The organism is Nocardia sp. NPDC087230 (assembly GCF_044744725.1).
GTDB lineage: Bacteria > Actinomycetota > Actinomycetes > Mycobacteriales > Mycobacteriaceae > Nocardia > Nocardia canadensis.
In genome coordinates, this window is record NZ_JBIUYV010000009.1 from 84,556 (window position 1) to 98,921 (window position 14,366).

Annotated in this window: 16 protein-coding genes; 6 read left to right on the plus strand and 10 right to left on the minus strand. The window is 70.7% G+C overall.

Annotation, left to right across the window (positions count from 1 at the left end; genetic code table 11):
* Positions 1 to 5: 5 nt before the first annotated feature.
* Together ACIO52_RS25955 and ACIO52_RS25960 are read left to right on the plus strand one after the other, a co-directional pair.
* The gene (locus ACIO52_RS25955; RefSeq protein ID WP_402647490.1) at positions 6 to 278 is read left to right on the plus strand and encodes a hypothetical protein; all 273 of its coding nucleotides are present in this window, start codon (positions 6 to 8) and stop codon (positions 276 to 278) included.
* 15 nt (positions 279 to 293) lie between these two features.
* A complete protein-coding gene (locus ACIO52_RS25960; protein ID WP_308248397.1) occupies positions 294 to 1,409 on the plus strand; it encodes a hypothetical protein in 1,116 nt (371 codons plus the stop codon).
* A 57-nt stretch (positions 1,410 to 1,466) separates the two neighbouring features.
* Here the strand turns inward: ACIO52_RS25960 and ACIO52_RS25965 are convergent, their stop codons facing one another.
* Positions 1,467 to 1,718 carry an excalibur calcium-binding domain-containing protein gene (locus ACIO52_RS25965; protein WP_218717143.1) on the minus strand — a complete coding sequence of 84 codons (252 nt, stop codon included), beginning with the start codon at positions 1,716 to 1,718 and terminating at the stop codon, positions 1,467 to 1,469.
* A 116-nt stretch (positions 1,719 to 1,834) separates the two neighbouring features.
* On the opposite strand from ACIO52_RS25965, the gene ACIO52_RS25970 reads away from it, so the two are divergent.
* Positions 1,835 to 2,869: a hypothetical protein gene (locus ACIO52_RS25970; protein ID WP_402647494.1), complete on the plus strand. Its 1,035-nt coding sequence runs from the start codon at positions 1,835 to 1,837 to the stop codon at positions 2,867 to 2,869.
* An 18-nt stretch (positions 2,870 to 2,887) separates the two neighbouring features.
* Here ACIO52_RS25970 and ACIO52_RS25975 read toward each other — a convergent pair whose 3' ends face one another.
* Both ACIO52_RS25975 and ACIO52_RS25980 read right to left on the minus strand, forming a co-directional pair.
* Entirely contained in the window at positions 2,888 to 3,517 is a 630-nt protein-coding gene (locus tag ACIO52_RS25975) for a nucleotidyltransferase domain-containing protein (protein ID WP_218717142.1), read from the minus strand.
* An 85-nt stretch (positions 3,518 to 3,602) separates the two neighbouring features.
* Positions 3,603 to 5,144 carry a bifunctional phosphatase PAP2/diacylglycerol kinase family protein gene (locus ACIO52_RS25980; protein ID WP_255587327.1) on the minus strand — a complete coding sequence of 514 codons (1,542 nt, stop codon included), beginning with the start codon at positions 5,142 to 5,144 and terminating at the stop codon, positions 3,603 to 3,605.
* 164 nt (positions 5,145 to 5,308) lie between these two features.
* Here ACIO52_RS25980 and gcvT point away from each other — a divergent pair, with 164 nt between their 5' ends.
* Both gcvT and ACIO52_RS25990 read left to right on the plus strand, forming a co-directional pair.
* The gene (gene gcvT, locus ACIO52_RS25985) at positions 5,309 to 6,409 is read left to right on the plus strand and encodes a glycine cleavage system aminomethyltransferase GcvT (RefSeq protein WP_316573295.1); all 1,101 of its coding nucleotides are present in this window, start codon (positions 5,309 to 5,311) and stop codon (positions 6,407 to 6,409) included.
* Positions 6,410 to 6,435: 26 nt separating this feature from the next.
* Positions 6,436 to 7,533, plus strand: coding sequence for a branched-chain amino acid aminotransferase (locus tag ACIO52_RS25990; RefSeq protein WP_218717140.1), 1,098 nt, complete (start codon positions 6,436 to 6,438; stop codon positions 7,531 to 7,533).
* 173 nt (positions 7,534 to 7,706) lie between these two features.
* Here the strand turns inward: ACIO52_RS25990 and ACIO52_RS25995 are convergent, their stop codons facing one another.
* The 6 genes from ACIO52_RS25995 to ACIO52_RS26020 form a co-directional block, all read right to left on the minus strand.
* Positions 7,707 to 8,420, minus strand: coding sequence for an MBL fold metallo-hydrolase (locus ACIO52_RS25995; RefSeq protein ID WP_218717139.1), 714 nt, complete (start codon positions 8,418 to 8,420; stop codon positions 7,707 to 7,709).
* 132 nt (positions 8,421 to 8,552) lie between these two features.
* Positions 8,553 to 9,302 (minus strand): adenosylcobinamide-GDP ribazoletransferase, encoded by a 750-nt coding sequence (locus ACIO52_RS26000; protein WP_402647499.1) that lies wholly within the window; start codon positions 9,300 to 9,302, stop codon positions 8,553 to 8,555.
* A 169-nt stretch (positions 9,303 to 9,471) separates the two neighbouring features.
* The gene (gene cobT, locus ACIO52_RS26005; protein ID WP_218717137.1) at positions 9,472 to 10,584 is read right to left on the minus strand and encodes a nicotinate-nucleotide--dimethylbenzimidazole phosphoribosyltransferase; all 1,113 of its coding nucleotides are present in this window, start codon (positions 10,582 to 10,584) and stop codon (positions 9,472 to 9,474) included.
* Positions 10,585 to 10,623: 39 nt separating this feature from the next.
* Positions 10,624 to 11,157 carry a bifunctional adenosylcobinamide kinase/adenosylcobinamide-phosphate guanylyltransferase gene (locus ACIO52_RS26010; RefSeq protein ID WP_402647502.1) on the minus strand — a complete coding sequence of 178 codons (534 nt, stop codon included), beginning with the start codon at positions 11,155 to 11,157 and terminating at the stop codon, positions 10,624 to 10,626.
* Between the two features lie 16 nt (positions 11,158 to 11,173).
* Entirely contained in the window at positions 11,174 to 12,088 is a 915-nt protein-coding gene (locus ACIO52_RS26015) for an alpha/beta hydrolase (RefSeq protein WP_402647505.1), read from the minus strand.
* A gap of 206 nt (positions 12,089 to 12,294) precedes the next feature.
* On the minus strand, positions 12,295 to 13,275 hold the full coding sequence (locus ACIO52_RS26020) for a helix-turn-helix domain-containing protein (RefSeq protein ID WP_402647508.1): 981 nt from the start codon (positions 13,273 to 13,275) through the stop codon (positions 12,295 to 12,297).
* Between the two features lie 86 nt (positions 13,276 to 13,361).
* On the opposite strand from ACIO52_RS26020, the gene ACIO52_RS26025 reads away from it, so the two are divergent.
* Positions 13,362 to 13,529 (plus strand): hypothetical protein, encoded by a 168-nt coding sequence (locus tag ACIO52_RS26025; RefSeq protein WP_316573299.1) that lies wholly within the window; start codon positions 13,362 to 13,364, stop codon positions 13,527 to 13,529.
* Positions 13,530 to 13,581: 52 nt separating this feature from the next.
* Here ACIO52_RS26025 and ACIO52_RS26030 read toward each other — a convergent pair whose 3' ends face one another.
* Positions 13,582 to 14,241, minus strand: a complete 660-nt coding sequence (locus ACIO52_RS26030) for a DUF3043 domain-containing protein (RefSeq protein ID WP_218717133.1) — start codon at positions 14,239 to 14,241, stop codon at positions 13,582 to 13,584.
* Positions 14,242 to 14,366 lie beyond the last annotated feature (125 nt).

The following is a 14,366-nucleotide window of genomic DNA, read 5'->3' on the forward strand; positions in this document are numbered from 1 at the left end:
CCGGGGTGTTCGGTGCGGCGGTTCTTCCCGCCGAGTTTCCCGCATTCCGCACCGACGATCCGGCCGGTAATCGTGTCGAATTCGTTGCACCGCTGATTCCGTCGAAACACCGTGCCGTTTTCCCGTGGGCCTGGGCGGCCGAATTCCCCGCTGTGCCGGGCTCGGCGCAGGAAAACCGCACGTGGGGCGGGTGGTGTGAAATGATCGGACCCATCGGCGTGACCGTGGCGCCGGATCGGAAGACTCATATCGGCGGCTTCGGTCGTCGCACAAGGTGAGGGGATGCGATTCGGATGACGTATGGACAGCAGCAACCCGGGTATCCACCGGCGGGGCCGAAACTCGGTGTCGGCGACGCCATCGGTTACGGCTGGGACAAATTCAAGAACAACGCGGTGGTGTGGATCGCGATCGTGCTGATCGCGTTCGTCATCCAGGTGGCGATCAACTTCCTGTTCGGCCTGGGGAACACGACCGATACCGACTATGACGGTGGCATCAGCATCGGCTTCGGTATCTGGCAGTTCATCGGCACCGTCGTCAGCGCCGTCATCGGCTATTTGATCTCCGCCGCGTTCGTGCGCGGCGCGCTGCACGAAACCGATGGGCGCAAACCGGGATTCGGTGATTTCTTCCAGTTCACCAATGTCGGCGCGGTGATTCTGGCCGGCATTCTGGTCGGTCTGGCCACCGGCATCGGCTTCGTGTTGTGCATCCTGCCGGGTCTGGTGATCGCCTTCTTCACCTGGTGGACGATGCAATTCGTGATCGACCGGAACCAGGATGCGGTGACGGCGATCAAATCGAGTTTCTCGGCGATCTCGAGCAATGCCGGACCCCTGCTGCTGCTGACGCTGGCGCTGTTCGGCATCAATATCGTCGGCGCGCTGCTGTGCGGTCTCGGCCTGCTGGTGACGGTCCCGCTGACGATCATCGCCTCGACCTACGCGTACCGGGTGGTGACCGGCGGACCGGTCGTCGGCGCCGCGACCGCCGTCGCCGATCCCGGCTACCCGCAGCAGTACGGCGGGCCCGCAGGCGGATTCGGTCAGCCGGGTCAGCCCGGGTACGGGCAGCCGGGGTACCCCGGTCAGCCCGGTTACGGTGGTCCGGCTCAGGGGGGTCAGCCCGGTTATGGCGGCCCCGCTCAGGGCGGTCAGCCCGGCTATGGTGGTCCGGCTCAGGGCGGTCAGCCCGGTTACGGTGGCCCGGCCGAAGGTGGTCAGCCTGGCTACGGTGGCCCTGCGCAGGGTGGGCAGCCCGGGTACGGCGGTCCGGCCGAAGGTGGTCAGCCGGGTTATGGCACCCCCGGCACGAGCCCGGGCTACGGCACGCCGGGCGGACCCGAAGGCAGGCCCGACCTGGGCAAGCCGGGCGAGGGCCCCGGCAGTCCCGATATCGACCGCTGACCCCGCACAGGAAAGGGGGCGTGCGATGCACCGCATCGCACGCCCCCTTTTTTCGTGCTACTCGCAGCCGATGCCGTCACCGTCACGGTCGAGGCCGTACTCGTCGGGCCCGATCACCTGGACGCGTCCGGTGTAGACCGGTCCGTTCCCGCTGCCGCCCTCGCAGTCGACATCGCTGACGATCGGTAGGCAGGGTGAGTAGGACTTGTGGCAGTTGCCCGACGGCTGGGCGGTGGCCACGGCCGGTGTCACGATCGCGAAAGCGAAGGCCGCGAGGGCGGCCGATCCCAGGGTGACGGCGAATTTCATGGTGCTCCGTTCAGTTATACAGCGGCGCACAGCTTTTCACGGGCTGTCGGTTTGCCGGAAATCTGCGGATCGGTACCTGCGGGTAATCTGGGGTCTCGGGCGAGAGGGAGGCCGCGATGCGGGGGATGTGGCGGAAGTGGTCGTGGTGGACGCGGAGCGCGGTGCTCGTGCTCGTGGTGCTCGCCGTGGTGTCGCTGCCGGTCGCGGGGGTGGTGACGGCGTTGCTGGCGCACAACATCGGCGAGCAGTCCGAGCACGCGCGCACCCGGGGCAAGGACGCCTTCTGGCTCGGGCACGCGTGGGTGGACGGCCGCAAGACCGACGCCGATGTCGACCGGCTGGCGACGTTGCTGGCGGGCACCGGTATCCGCGATCTCTACGTGCACACCGGCCCGCTCGAACACGACGGGAGCCTGCGCGACGAGCTGGCGCCACGGGCGCGCTGGTTCGTCGACGCGGTGCACGCGAAGGTGCCGGGCGTGCGGGTGCAGTCGTGGCTCGGTGACATCGTGCGGCCCGAATTCGATGGTCTGGACGTGGAATCGGCGCCGTCGCGCGACCGCGTGGTCGCCTCCGCGCGCCAGGTCCTGGAATACGGCTTCGACGGAATCCACTACGACCTGGAGCCGATCCGGTCCGGCTCCCCGGGCTTCCTCGCGCTGCTCGACGCGACCAGGGCGGTGACCTCGGCGGCGGGGGTCCCGCTGTCGGTCTCGGCCCCGGTCATCGATCCGCTGCCCGGCCTGCACTCGGTGGGCATCGCGCTCGTCGATCACGGGAAATGGTGGAGCCAAGCCTATTTCGCCGAGGTCGCGCGCCGCGTCGAGCAGGTGGCGGTGATGTCCTACGACACCGCGATGCCGACCCAGGCCCTCTACAGCGGATACCTGGCCCAGCAAACCGAACTGGCCGCCGAGGTGACCCCACACGAGGTCGACCTGCTCATGGGCGCACCCGCGTTCTGGGCCGACGACCCCGGCCACGACGGGTCCTCGGAAACGGTGGCCGCCGCCGTCCGCGGCATCCGGCTCGGCCTGACCCGAGCCGACGCGGACCGGGCGAATTTCGGGGTGGCGTTGTACGTGGATTTCGCGGCCAGACCCCAGGACTGGACGGACTACCGGCAGGGTTGGTGCCGCCTGCCCGGCTGAATCGGACCCGGCCGAGGGTCAGGCCGCGGTCCTGCTCAGCCACGGGTGGTCGGGGTGGACCAGTTCCAGCCACGAGGTCAGGCGGGCGCGGCGCTGCTCGGACAGCAGCGGCAGTGCTCGGCGGAGATCGGCGTCGTCCTTGGGGCGGTGGGCTTTTGCCTTGAACAGCAGGACGACCTCCGGGATCAGGTAGGGGATGCCGGAGGGGGTGGTGCGGATCAGATCGGAGTAGGGGAGGGTGATCGTCGGGTCGCGGCGGCAGATCCAGGTGTCGCCGTCGTGGGGTTCGCGGAAGACGTCGAGGTGGAACGCGCCGGTGTAGGGATCGCGGAGCCAGGTCTGGTGCAGGTCGTCGCGGTCGGCGGCGCGGGCGTAGGGCCACAGGTGGCCGTCGCCGACGATGTCCCACTCGTATTCGGGGAAGGCGTCGGCGATCTCGGGGAAAGCCGTTCGGGGGACGGCGATCTCGATGTCGCCGTGCGCGCGGGAGATCCCGCCCGCGAACAGATCGATCGCCCAGCCGCCCGCGACCGCCCACGGCGCGAAGCAGGAGTCGAGACGGGCGGCGACGACGCTCGGGGTCCACGGGTCCCAGCGGCGGGTGGCTTCGGTGTCGGTGATCGGACGGGCGCCGTCCGGTGAGCTCATGAATCCATCATGTCCACAGGTGCGGGGGCCCGCGCAAGGTTGTTGTGGCCGATGGTGATCGAGGTGAGACGGGTTCGTGAGGAAATCAGCGACGGCGGTCGGTGAGCCAGGCCAGCGGACGGCGATGGTGCGGTCGCGCCCGGTTCTCCCAGCGCGGGTTGTCCTCGTTGCGCCGGTAGACCGGGATGCGGCCCGCGATGGTGAAGCGCAGATCGCGTGCGGTACCGACGACTTCGCCGTCGGCGGCCACCGACACGGGGACGTGCACGGCCACCGACAGCTCGTGCATCTGGCGCTCGCCGTAGACCCGGCTGTGCCCGATGGCGGCCAGCATCAGCGCGATGACGGCACGGGTGCGGGAGAACCGGACGTCGGCGCGCAGCCAGCGGACATCGAGCAGGCCTTCGTCCAGCCGGGACCGGAACGCCGGGACCGCGCCGTGCGGATGGTACGGACCGTTGCCGATGAACAGGAACCACAGATCGTGCCAGCGGTCGTCGATCCGGACGCGGGTCGGTTCGGCCCGGCGCAGCATGACGATCAGCGCCGCCGCGAACGCGGGCCACTTACCCCAGCGGTCCTCCCACTTCTCGCGCAGCCGGACCAGTTCGGGGTAGGCGCCGATGCTGGCGGTATTGATCAGGTAGTGGGTGCGCGGCCCCTCGGGGGTGTCGAACTCGACGGCGGCGATGTCGACTTCGACGGCCTCGCCCGCGCCGGTCGCGTCCACGACCTCGCGCAGGTCGTAGACGCCGAGGTCGCGCGCGAAGTGATTGAGGGTGCCCGCCGGGACGACGACCAGCGGCAGATCATTGCGCACCGCGACGGCCGCCGCCGCGGCGATGGTGCCGTCACCCCCGGCCGCGCCGACCGCGACGATCGAGGAGTCGACGGCCTCCTGCAACAGTTCGACGGCGTCGCGTCCGGGCTCGGTGTGCAGCAGGGTGGCCGCGGGCAGCGCCTCGGCGATGTCGGCGGTGGGGTCGTAGGCGGAGTCGCCGGAGCGCGGATTGATCAGCAGCAGTAGACCTTTGCCGTCGACCAGGGCGGGCGCGTCGCGCACCACGTGCGCGTCCGCCTCGTCGGATTCGCGGATCGGCCACCAGCGGCGGGTGGCCAGCGCGACACCGGTGCCGACGGCGGCACCGACGAGAACGTCGGACGGCCAGTGCGCGCCGGTGTGGATGCGCGAATAGGCGACAGCGGCGGCCACCGGGGCGACGGCGAGTGCGGTCCGCGGGCTCTCCAGGGCGACGGCGGTGGCGAAGGCCGCGGCGTTGGCGCTGTGCCCCGACGGGAACGACGACGACACCGGCGCGTCGATCAGGCGCCTGCCGTGCGGCATGAGTTCGGCCGGGGGACGTCGGCGCGGGATCAGTGACTTGAGCACCAGATTCACCGTGAAGCTCGACCCCGCCAGCGCGATCACCCCGCGCAGGGCGGCCCGGCGCGGTTGGCCGGGCTTGACCGCCAGCACCGCCGCCGCGGCCAGCCACAGACCGCCGGTGTTGGCGGACTTGGTCAGGCGCAGCATGCCCCGGTCCACCGACGACTCCGGGATCCTGGACACGGTCTGGCTCAGCACCCGGTCCATCCGGGAGACGGTGCGGAACCTGCGGCCGGACATCTCACTCACGGCCACGACCTTACCGCCGTTGCCCGGCATCGGCTTTCGTGCGCGGGCGACCCGGACCCCGATGACGGCGGCCGGCACCGACGCCGACGTCGGGGCTCGCACCCCCCTGCTCGGAGGTTCGCGTGGTGCCGGGAGGGACCGATAAGCTCTCGGCCATGACCGACAACGCGCTGCTCGAGGGCCCCATCCACGCTGTTCACGTCGAACTCGGAGCCACCTTCGCGCCGTTCGGCGGGTGGGAGATGCCCGTGCAGTACGGCGGCACCGTCGGCGAGCACACCGCCGTGCGCACCACCGTGGGACTCTTCGACGTGAGTCACCTGGGCAAGGCCACGGTCGCCGGCCCCGGCGCGGCGGCGTTCGTGAACTCGGCGCTGACCAACGATCTGGCCCGGATCCGTCCCGGCAAGGCCCAGTACACGCTGTGCTGTGCCGCCGACGGCGGCGTGATCGACGATCTGATCGCCTACTACGTCAGCGACGACGAGGTGTTCCTGGTGCCCAACGCCGCCAACACCGCGGCCGTCGTCGCCGAGCTGCGCACCGTGGCGCCCGAGGGCGTCACCGTGACCGACGAGCACCGCGACTACGCGGTCTTCGCGGTGCAGGGCCCCCGGTCGACCGAGGTGCTGGCCGCGCTCGGCCTGCCCACCGACATGGAATACATGGCCTACGCCGACGCCGAATGGGACGGCCGCCCGGTGCGGGTGTGCCGGACCGGCTACACCGGCGAACACGGCTACGAGCTGCTGCCCCGCTGGGCCGACGCCGAGGCGGTCTTCCGCGCGCTCACCGCGCAGGTCCTCGCCGCGGGCGGCCAGCCGGCCGGGCTGGGCGCGCGCGACACCCTGCGCACCGAGATGGGCTACCCGCTGCACGGCCACGAGCTGTCCCTCGACATCACCCCGAACCAGGCCCGCACCGGCTGGGCCGTCGGCTGGAAGAAGCCGGAGTTCTGGGGCAAGGCGGCACTCGAGCAGGAGAAGGCCGACGGCCCGCGCCGCACCCTGATGGGTTTGAAGGCGCTCGATCGCGGCGTGCTGCGGCAGGGGCAGACCGTGCTGCGCGACGGCGAACCGGTCGGCGAGACCACCTCGGGGACGTTCTCGCCGTCGTTGAAGATCGGCATCGCGCTGGCCCTGCTCGACACCACCGCGAAGCTGGAACCGGGCGATGAGGTGGAGGTCGACGTGCGTGGGCGCAGGCTGCGCTGCGAGGTGGTCAAGCCGCCGTTCGTCGACACCAAAACGAAGTAATTCCGCGCAATGGATAGGATCGCATCATGACAGTCGCTGCACAGTTCACTCGTATTCCGCATCCGGCGCCCGTTTCGGCGCAGCAGCGGGAAGAGGTACTGGCGGCCCCCGGTTTCGGGCGGTTCTTCACCGATCACATGGTGTCGATCGACTACGCCGACGGCGCGTGGGGCAACGCGCGGGTCGAGCCGTACGGCCCGCTGTCGATGGACCCGGCGACCATGGTGTTCCACTACGGGCAGGCGATCTTCGAAGGGCTCAAGGCCTACCGGCAGCCCGACGGCAGCATCGCCACCTTCCGGATCGACGCCAACGCCGCGCGCTTCCGCCGCTCGGCCGCCCGGATGGCGATGGCCGAGCTGCCGGAGGAGCTGTTCGTCGAATCCGTGCGTCAGCTGCTCGACGTGGACGCCGACTGGGTGCCCGCCGCAGGCGGCGAGGACTCGCTGTACCTGCGTCCGTTCATGTTCTCCACCGAGGCGGGCCTGGGCGTCAAGCCCGCGGCGGCCTACAAGTACCTGCTGCTGGCCTCGCCGGCCGGCGCGTACTTCCCGCGCGGGGTGAAGCCGGTGCGGGTGTGGCTGTCCACCGAGTATGTGCGCGCGGCCCCCGGCGGCACCGGCGAGGCGAAGGTGGCAGGCAACTACGCCGCCTCGCTGCTGGCCCAGGCTCAAGCCACCGAAAAGGGCTGTGACCAGGTCGTGTGGCTGGATGCCTGCGAGCGCCGCTACGTCGAGGAGATGGGCACCAACAACCTGTTCTTCGTCTACGGCACCGGTTCCGAGGCCCGGCTGGTGACCCCGGAGCTGTCCGGCTCGCTGCTGCCCGGCATCACCCGCGACTCGCTGCTCACCCTGGCCGCCGATTCCGGCTACCCAGTCGAGGAGCGCAAGGTCTCGGTCGAGGAATGGCGCAAGGGTGCCGAATCCGGCGAGATCAGCGAGGTTTTCGCGTGCGGCACCGCCGCGGTGATCACCCCGGTCGGCTGGGTGCGCTCGGCCGACGGCGAGTTCAGCATCGGCGGCGGTGAGCCCGGCGAGGTGACGATGGCGCTGCGCGACACGCTGACCGGCATCCAGCGCGGCACCTTCGCCGACACCCACGGGTGGATGCGCACGGTGTAATCGGAGCGCCGGCGCGCTCGAGTCGCGGCCACTTCTGTCCCGTCGGTCAGGCACCGTTGCTCGCTCCTGTGTCGCCTACGCAACGGCAACCCGACCGACGGGACGGCCGCGACGGCCGACTGCGTCGGCCTGCCCCTCCTCGAGGTCGGGGCGTGATGGCCGAGTTCGTCTGCCTAGCCCGGCATCAGGGCCTGCCACTGCTGCAAGGTCTGCGGGCGAAGGACGTAGTTGTTGTCGCGGATGGCCGACAGTTCGGCGCTGGGCTGTTCGGAGTACCAGTGGCCGGGGTAGACGACCGGGTTGCCGTCGAGGGCGGCCAGGTGGCGCAGGCTGCGGAACATCTCGTCGGAGTCGCCGCCGGGGAAGTCGGTGCGGCCGCAGCCGTCGACGAACAGGGTGTCGCCGGAGATCAGGCGGCCGTCGAACAGGAAACACTGGCTGCCCGGGGTGTGGCCGGGGGTGTGCAATAACTCGATCTCGAGCGCGCCGACCTTCACCTTGTCGCCGTTGTCGTGGCCGGTCAGTTCGCTCGGCGCGATTCCGGTGGTCTGGGCGACCCAGTCCAGTTCCTGCTTGTTCACGTGCACCGCGACGCTGGTCTTCTCCAGCAGCTCACGCACGCCGCCGAGGGTGAAGCCGAGCATGGTGCCGCCGACGTGGTCGGGATGGTGGTGGGTGGCGAGCACGCCGGTGACGGTCATCCCGTCGGCGGTCGCGACGTCGACCAGGTCCGATGCCTTGTAGGCGGGATCGACGACGACGGTTTCGCCGGTCTCCCGGTCGCCGATCAGATACGCGAAATTGCGCATCTGCGTGGCGATCGGATCGCCGACGGCGTAATCCCGGCCGGACAGTAGCTGGCGGAAGTAGAGGCGCTCGGAAGACATGTCAACACTGTATTGCCACCGGTGTGCTGGGGGAGCACCCGAGTACCGATGAGCGGACTGTCTGTGCGACCACACAACCGCCGCCGTCCCGAGCTTGTGACCAATGCAGGTTTCACATCGCTGGGCGGTGGACTAACCCGCGAGCGAGAACCCAACGGCCGCAAGTGAAACAGTGATCTCGACGACGGCGCCGAGCACGTCGCCGGAGAGCCCGTCGAAGCGGCGGACGCAATGCCGGGTCAGCGTGATCGTCAGCGCGAGCACCGCGACGGTCACCACGGGGCCGAGCCAGAGGTTGGCTGGCACCGCGAATACCGCCGCCACCACGGCCGCCATCGGCCAGATCAGGACGGGGCCGAGCGGCTGGGTGCCCGCCACCAGCGTGCCGAACCCGGAGTCGGGGGCCGCGCGGATGCCGCGACGGCAGGCGAGCACCACGGCGACCCGGCCCAGGGCCACGGCCAGCACGATCGCGACCCACCGCTGCTCGCCGGCCAGCGCGGCGAAGGCGACGGCCTGGATCGCGATGGCGAAGATCAGCGCCGCCACCCCGAACGGTCCCGCGCCGCCGGACTTCATGATCTGCCTGGCCCGCTCGGGCGGACCGTAGCTGCCCAGGCCGTCGACGGTGTCGGCCAGACCGTCCAGGTGCATGCCCCGGGTGAGCAGCGCGAGCAGCCCGACGGTGAGCAGTCCGGCCAGCAGTGTGGTGAGCCCCGCGGCCACCGACAGCCGCATCGCCGCGGCGGCCGCCCCGCCGAGCAGCAGCCCGACCAGCGGCGCGAGCGCGATGGCCTGGCCCGCTGCCCGCCGGTCGACGGTATCGGGGCTTCGCACCGGCAGGACGGTGAGCCAGGAAACAGCCAGCCGCACGCTGTTCACGACGCGCTCCGCGACCGCGGCGAACGGGTGATCGTCATGGGTCCGCGGTGGTGGCGGGCCCGGCCACCTCGCGCGACGCCACGAATTGCGGATCGGCACCGGGCGCGCTGGCACGACCTGGCGTGCACAGGGAACGACCTGCGGCTGACGGTGCCCGTCGCGACCGTGATCACTTGCTCAGGTCGACGGCGTCCAGTTCGTCGGCGGTGCTGACGCCCGCGTCGGCGAAGGTCGACATCTCCGCGAGGGTGGCGACGGCGGCGCGCAGGATCGGCAGCGCGGTGAGCGCGCCCGAGCCCTCGCCCAGTCGCATGCCCAGGTCGACCAGTGGTTCCCGGCGCAGATGCTTGAGGGCCAGGTCGTGCGCCGGTTCGGTGGAGCGGTGGCCCGGCAGCCACCATTCCTTGGCGCCCGCGGCGAGGTCCTCGGCGACCAGGGCGGCGGCGGTGACGACGACACCGTCGAGCACGACCGGGGTCCGGCGGTTCGCGGCCTGGGCCAGGAATCCGGCCATGGCGGCGAAGTCGGCGCCCGCGGCGACCCGCAGCAGGTCGACCGGATCGGTGGCGACGGGCCGGGCCCGTCGCATGGCGTCGCGGATGGCGGCGACCTTGCGGATCCAGCCCGCGTCGTCGACGCCGGTGCCGCGGCCGACGGCGGCGACCGGCTCGGTGCCGGTCAGCGTCGCGATGAGAACGGTGGCGGGGGTGGTGTTGCCGATGCCCATGTCTCCGGCGATCAACAGGTCGGCGCCCGCGTCGATCTCCTCGTCGGCGATCGCGCGGCCCGCGGCCAGTGCGGCGGCGACCTCGTCGGCGGTGAGCGCGTCCTCCCGGTCGATCGCGCCGCTGCCGCGGCGCACCTTGTGCTGGGCGACCGCGGGATCGGTGTCACCGTCGACGGCGATATCGGCCACCCGAACCGTCGCCCCCGCGACCGCGGCGAGCGCGTTGACGGCCGCCCCGCCCGCCAGGAAGTTCGCCACCATCTGCCCGGTGACCTCGCTCGGGTAGGCCGAGACGCCGTGCCGGGCGACCCCGTGATCCCCGGCGAACACCACGACCCTGGCGCGCTCGAACTGCCGGGGCGGGCACACGCCCTGGCAGGCCGCGATCCAGTTGCCGAGGGTCTCGAGCCGTCCCAGCGATCCGGCCGGTTTCGTGAGCTGCGTCTGGCGCTGCTCGGCCGCCGCGCGGACCTGCGCGTCCGGGGCCGCGACCGGTCCGAATCCGTGTGTCACTTGCAAGCCTTTCGACAGGGGTGCCGGGTGTTCGACGCTCATCTTGCCCGGATCACGGTGCGTCGCGCCGACCGACCCGGCTCATTTCAGCCGGACCGGCAGCCCGGCCACGATCAGGAACGCCTCGTCGCACACCCGGGCCAGGTGCTGGTTGAGCGCGCCGATCTCGTCGCGGAACAACCGCCCGGAGCGGGTCGCCGGGATGACACCCAGCCCGACCTCGGGCGAGACGATCACCAGCCGCTGCCGGTAGGACTCGACGGCCGCGACGAGCGCGTCGCAGTCGGGGGCGACGGTGCCGCGCGGGGCGTCCCAGGCGGCGCGGGCGTCGAGGCGGGCGGTGAGCCAGGTACCGATGTCGTCGAGCAGGGTCGCGGGCGCCGCGGTGGTGAGAACCGTTACGGGCTCGGTGTTCTCGACGGTCGTCCAGTGCGCGGGCCGCCGGTCGCGGTGTCCGGCGATCCGGGCGGCGAAATCCTCGTCGGCCGGATCCAGCACGGCCGTGGCGAGATAGCGCACGGTGGTCGCCTCGGCCAGCAGGTTCTCGGCGAACGCGGACTTGCCGGAGCGGGCGCCGCCGAGGACGAGGGTGCGGGTCGGGGCGCTGGCTGGCATGCCAGCACGGTAGCAATCAGCCGACGCCGAGTGCGTCGAGGATCATCGGCCGGGCGGTGGTGATCGACTGCTGCCAGTACGGCCAGGTGTGGGTGCCGGTGCCGAAATCGACCCGTGCGGGAATGCCGAGGGCCGCGGTCCGGTCGCGGAAGATACTGGCCGCGATCACCGCGAACGCCTCGATGCCCGCCGCGTTGACGGTGTCGCCGACGCCGTTGGGCAGATCCAGCGGGCCGGGGACGCCGTTGCCGGTGGTGACGTAGATCGGCAGCCCGCGCAGCCGTTCGGCCTGGACGGTGGCGTCGTTGCGGCTCCAGGCGGGATCGCCCGCGGCGCCCCACATGTCGTCGATGTTGAACCCGCCCTCGTCGAGCATGGCCGCGCGCATGGCCTGATTCCACAGCGGGTAGGCCGGGTTGAGGAAGCCGGAGAACGATCCGGCGAACCGGAACTGGTCACGATGATGGGCGGCCAGGGTCAGCGCGGCATTGCCACCCATGGAGACGCCGACGATCGCGTTGTCGGTGCGCGAGACGCCGTATCCGGCCAAGAAGTCCGGCAGTTCGCGGGTGAGGAAGGTCTCCCACCGGTAGGTCGTGGCCTGCCGATTGGTGCTGCTCGGGCGGTACCAGTCGGTGTAGAAGCTCGAGTGCCCGCCGACCGGGAACACCAAGGTGACGTCGTCACCGGCGAATCGGCGCAGCACGTCGGTGTCGGTGGTCCACTGGCTGTGATCGGACGGCGCGCGCAGCCCGTCGAGCAGATACAGCGCCGAGCTGCCACCGCGCGCGGCCCACTGCACCTGCACCCGCACCGGCCCCATGCTCGACGGGACCAGCAGCTCCTCGAAACCGCCTGCGGGAGTGCGCGTTACCGGTGCGGCGAGCGGTCCGGCGGTGGCCGTCGACAAGCCGATCGACGACAGGACCACGGCCGTCGTGACGACCGAGAGCGCTCTTGTCAGCGTCCGAAGATTTCCCCACCCAGCATGAAGCACCAGACCAGCCTGTCGATGAGCGCGCGGGACAGTCAAGGCGATGCTGAGGGTCTACAGGCCGACCGGGTGGAGAACTGTGCTGTTCACCAAGGGATCGGCGGCGCGAGACCGGATCGCGCCACACGGCGCGCGCTCGCTCCCTACGAGGAGGCGGGCTCGCGGGTGGGGCCGCCGAAGCGGCGGCGGTATTCGGTGGGGGCGATGCCGACCTGGCGCTGGAAGTGGTGGCGCAGCAGTGCGCCGGAGCCGAAGCCGGACTGGTCGGCGATGCGTTCGAGCGGCATGTCGGTGGCCTCGAGCAGGTGCTTGGCGAACAGGACGCGCTGGGTGGTGAGCCACTTGACCGGGGTGGTGCCGGTCTCGGCGGCGAAGCGGCGGGCGAAGGTGCGGGTGGACATGCTGGATCGGGCGGCCAGCTCGTCGACGGTATGCGGGTGCGCCAGGTTCTCGGTGAGCCAGGTCAGCGTGGTCGACAGGCCCTCGGAGCGGCATTCGGGCACCGGCTGCTCGATGAATTGGCGCTGGCCGCCGTCGCGCTGGGGCGGCACGACCATCCGGCGGGCGATGCCGTTGGCCGCGGCGGTGCCGATCTCGCGGCGCACCAGGTGCAGGCAGGCGTCGATGCCCGCCGCGGTGCCCGCGCTGGTGATCAGGTTGCCCTCGTCGACGAACAGCACGTCCGGGTCGACGGTCGCCTCGGGGAACTGGGCAGCCAGGATGTCGACGTAGCGCCAGTGCGTGGTGCATTTGCGCCCGTCCAGCAGCCCGGCCGCGCCGGCCAGGAAGGCGCCGGAGCACACGGTCAGCACGATCGCGCCCGCGTCCGAGGCCGCCCGGACCGCCTCGACGACCCGCTCGTCGTAGCTGTGGCCGACGGTGAACGGAAAGGCCGGGATGGCGACGAGGTCGGCGTGCACCAGCTCGTCGAGGCCGTACTCGGGCGTCACCGAGACGCCCGGCGTGGTGGAGCGCAGCGGCTTGCCGGGGGTGGCCCCGCAGACCTTGAAGTCGAAGCCGGGCAGACCGTCGGCGGTGCGGTCGAGCCCGAAAACCTCACAGACGACGCCGAATTCGAACATGGCGAGTTTGTCGTTGAGGACGACCGAGACCTTGGACAGCATCACCCCATGCTATCTGGCCGAATTTTTACGCACAATGACAGTACCGCCACTTTCGGCCGAAAACTGACGAGCGCAAAATTTCTGCCATGGTTACTTTTTCGATCGTCCTCGCCACCATCATCGGACTCGCCGTCCTCATCGGGCGCGGGACCGCCGGCTCGACCGGCGTCGTCGACCGCGACGCCCAGCGCATCGACGCCGAACTGGCCGCCATCGCCGGCTATGCCACCGACATCCGCCCCGGGCATCACTGAACGCGCGAATGCCGCCCCACCCGCGGGTGGAACGGAATTCGTGAGGGCGAACTCAGACGGCGTCGCCGGGGCCGACCCGCGGCTTGGGGGCGCGCATCTTGCGGATCTGCGAGGCGCGCACGAAGGCGTACCAGCCCAGCTTGAAGCCGGTGTCGGTGGTGTCGGGGTAGCGCTCGATCACCCGGTTGTTCACGATCTTGCCGAGCACGAAGCCCTCGATGATCATGAACACCATCATGACCAGCATCGCCAGCGTCACGATGGTCTGCAGCCCGGGGGCGACGAACATCGACAGGATCAGCACCAGCGCCATCGGCATGAACAGGCCGACCAGGTTGCGGCGGGCGTCGACCAGATCGCGCACATAGGCGCGTACCGGGCCCTGATCGCGGGGCAGCAGGTACTTGTCCTCGCCGGCCAGCATCCGGGCGCGGCGGTCCTGCACGGCGGCGCGGCGGTCGGCCGCGGCGGCCTTGCGGTCTTCCTTGGAGCCCTTCGCGGCCTTGCGGCGGGCGCGGGCTTCCTTGGCGGTCATCGGGGCGGGCGCCACCGGGCCGCGCCGTTTGCCTTCGGCCTCACGCCTTTTCGGGGTCGGGCGACCCTTGCCCGGGGTGGTGGAGGCGGGTGCGGTGGCGGTCTGTTCGACATCCGGCACCGAGGGGTCGACGGACTCGTCGATGGTGCTGGACTCGTCGCGACGGAACAATTTCACGTTCACCAGGCTATTCGATAGTGCCGAGCATCGGGAAATGCGGTCCGCCGAGCGGTGCGCCCGGTCTCATCGGCGCCCGGAGTGCGAGCTGGGTCACGCCGACGCGACGCGTACTGTGGGGTGAA

Coding starts and splice junctions, on each gene's coding strand:
- ACIO52_RS25960 (WP_308248397.1), top strand. CDS start 294: ATGACGTATGGACAGCAGCAACCCGGGTATCCACCGGCGGGGCCGAAA.
- ACIO52_RS25965 (WP_218717143.1), bottom strand. CDS start 1,718: ATGAAATTCGCCGTCACCCTGGGATCGGCCGCCCTCGCGGCCTTCGCT.
- ACIO52_RS25970 (WP_402647494.1), top strand. CDS start 1,835: ATGCGGGGGATGTGGCGGAAGTGGTCGTGGTGGACGCGGAGCGCGGTG.
- ACIO52_RS25975 (WP_218717142.1), bottom strand. CDS start 3,517: ATGAGCTCACCGGACGGCGCCCGTCCGATCACCGACACCGAAGCCACC.
- ACIO52_RS25980 (WP_255587327.1), bottom strand. CDS start 5,144: ATGTCCGGCCGCAGGTTCCGCACCGTCTCCCGGATGGACCGGGTGCTG.
- gcvT (WP_316573295.1), top strand. CDS start 5,309: ATGACCGACAACGCGCTGCTCGAGGGCCCCATCCACGCTGTTCACGTC.
- ACIO52_RS25990 (WP_218717140.1), top strand. CDS start 6,436: ATGACAGTCGCTGCACAGTTCACTCGTATTCCGCATCCGGCGCCCGTT.
- ACIO52_RS25995 (WP_218717139.1), bottom strand. CDS start 8,420: ATGTCTTCCGAGCGCCTCTACTTCCGCCAGCTACTGTCCGGCCGGGAT.
- cobT (WP_218717137.1), bottom strand. CDS start 10,584: ATGAGCGTCGAACACCCGGCACCCCTGTCGAAAGGCTTGCAAGTGACA.
- ACIO52_RS26010 (WP_402647502.1), bottom strand. CDS start 11,157: ATGCCAGCCAGCGCCCCGACCCGCACCCTCGTCCTCGGCGGCGCCCGC.
- ACIO52_RS26020 (WP_402647508.1), bottom strand. CDS start 13,275: ATGCTGTCCAAGGTCTCGGTCGTCCTCAACGACAAACTCGCCATGTTC.
- ACIO52_RS26025 (WP_316573299.1), top strand. CDS start 13,362: ATGGTTACTTTTTCGATCGTCCTCGCCACCATCATCGGACTCGCCGTC.